Source organism: Aquiflexum gelatinilyticum, from assembly GCF_024813435.1.
Taxonomy (GTDB): domain Bacteria; phylum Bacteroidota; class Bacteroidia; order Cytophagales; family Cyclobacteriaceae; genus Cognataquiflexum; species Cognataquiflexum gelatinilyticum.
Map to the genome: position 1 here is coordinate 1 of NZ_JANAEZ010000027.1, position 559 is coordinate 559.

At 52.8% G+C, this 559-nt stretch carries 1 rRNA gene; it reads right to left on the bottom strand.

The features are described 5' to 3' along the window. Positions 1-559 (bottom strand): 23S ribosomal RNA (locus NK987_RS21370); the annotation flags it as partial.

Here is a 559-nt window from a genome sequence, read left to right on the forward strand (position 1 = left end):
ATTCCCACTTCTGATACCTCCAGCATGCCTCACAGCACACCTTCGCAGGCTTACAGAACGCTCCCCTACCGCATCACTTACGTGATACCCGTAGCTTCGGTGTATGGTTTGAGCCCCGTTACATCTTCCGCGCAGGCCGACTCGACCAGTGAGCTATTACGCTTTCTTTAAATGATGGCTGCTTCTAAGCCAACATCCTGGCTGTCTGTGCCTTCCCACATCGTTTCCCACTTAACCATGACTTTGGGACCTTAGCTGGCGGTCTGGGTTGTTTCCCTCTTCACGACGGACGTTAGCACCCGCCGTGTGTCTCCCGTGATAACATTCTTCGGTATTCGTAGTTTGCATCGGGTTGGTAAGTCGGGATGACCCCCTAGCCGAAACAGTGCTCTACCCCCGAAGATGAGTTCACGAGGCGCTACCTAAATAGCTTTCGGGGAGAACCAGCTATCTCCCGGTTTGATTGGCCTTTCACCCCCAGCCACAAGTCATCCGCTAATTTTTCAACATTAGTCGGTTCGGTCCTCCAGTTAGTGTTACCCAACCTTCAACCTGCCCA